Source organism: Promicromonospora sp. NPDC023805, from assembly GCF_040639635.1.
In the GTDB taxonomy this organism is placed as follows: domain Bacteria; phylum Actinomycetota; class Actinomycetes; order Actinomycetales; family Cellulomonadaceae; genus Promicromonospora.
The window spans coordinates 1-1,329 of sequence record NZ_JBFAAH010000060.1; the positions used below are offsets into that span (position 1 = coordinate 1).

Annotated in this window: 1 protein-coding gene; it reads left to right on the plus strand. The window is 67.9% G+C overall.

Annotated elements, in window-relative coordinates; translation table 11 throughout:
* The first annotated feature begins 52 nt into the window (after positions 1-52).
* Positions 53-1,299, plus strand: a protein-coding gene (locus AB0F70_RS27430; protein WP_357456508.1) for an IS3 family transposase whose coding sequence is annotated in 2 segments (ribosomal slippage) — positions 53-332 and positions 332-1,299 — 1,248 coding nt in all. Because the reading frame shifts where the segments join, the coding sequence is not laid out codon by codon here.
* Positions 1,300-1,329 lie beyond the last annotated feature (30 nt).

Sequence of the window (1,329 nt, forward strand, 5' to 3'; positions counted from 1 at the left end):
TGTTCCGCCCCGGGTTTGATGGAGACATCGAAGACCCGGAGGATTGGGAGCTATGTCGGCACCACGGAAGTACCCCGACGAGTTGCGTGAGCGTGCGACGCGTCTGGCGGTCGAGGCGAGGAAGGACCCCGAGTCGCGTGTCGGGGCGGTGAAACGGATCGCGGACCAGCTCGGTGTGCACCCGGAGGCGTTGCGGACCTGGGTGTCGCGCGCGGAGCGGGACGAGGGCCTGCGCCCGGGACCGACGACGGCTGAAGCGGCCCGGGTCGCGGAGCTGGAGCGGGAGAATCGTGAGCTGCGGCGCGCGAACCAGATCTTGAAGTCCGCGGCGAGTTTCTTCGCGGCGGAGCTGGACCGTCCGTCGAGGTGAAGGTCGAGTTCGTCGACCAGGAGAAGGTCACTCACGGCGTCCAGCCGGTCCTGCAGGCGTTGCGTGGCACGCCGGCAGAGATCGCGCCGTCGACCTATTACGCCCACAAGGCCCGACCTGCCTCGGCCCGAGCGGTGCGTGACGCCGGCCTGATCGAGGTGATCGAGCAGGTCCACGAGAAGAACTACGGCGTCTACGGGGCCCGGAAGGTGTGGCACGAGCTGAACCGGCAGCTGGCCGGGCAGGGCACCCGGGTGGCGCGGTGCACGGTCGAGCGGCTCATGCGCGAGCAGGGCCTGCGAGGGTTGCTGCGGGACAAGTCGCCGCGCACGACCAAGCCTGCGGCGCAGACCGGGCGGCCGGCTGACCTGGTCGAACGTGACTTCACCGCCACGAGGCCGAACCAGCTGTGGGTCGCGGACATCACCTATGTCCGCACGGGCGCCGGGTGGGTTTATGCGGCGTTCGTGCTGGACGTGTTCTCCCGGATGATCGTCGGGTGGCAGGTCGCGACCAGTCTCTATACGGATCTGGCGTTGGATGCGCTACAGATGGCGATCTGGCGTCGTCAGCACGAGGGCGCGGACCTGGCCGGGCTCACGCATCACTCCGATCGCGGAGTCCAGTACCGTGCGATCCGCTATGCCCAGCGTCTCGCGGAGGCCGACGCGGTCGCGTCGGTCGGCTCCAAGGGCGACTCGTATGACAACGCGATGGCCGAGGCGTTCAACTCGCTGTTCAAAGCAGAGCTGGTCCGTAACAAGGGGCCGTGGCGCGGGCTGGACGACCTCGAGATCGCGACGGTGGAGTACATCGATTGGTACAACAACCGGCGTCTGCATGGCGAGCTCGGACACATCCCGCCCGCCGAGCACGAAGCCCTACACGCCGTGGCCGACCCGGTCCCGGCAAGCCTGGAAACCAGTTAACCCGCTCTCCATCAAACCCGGGGCTTGACA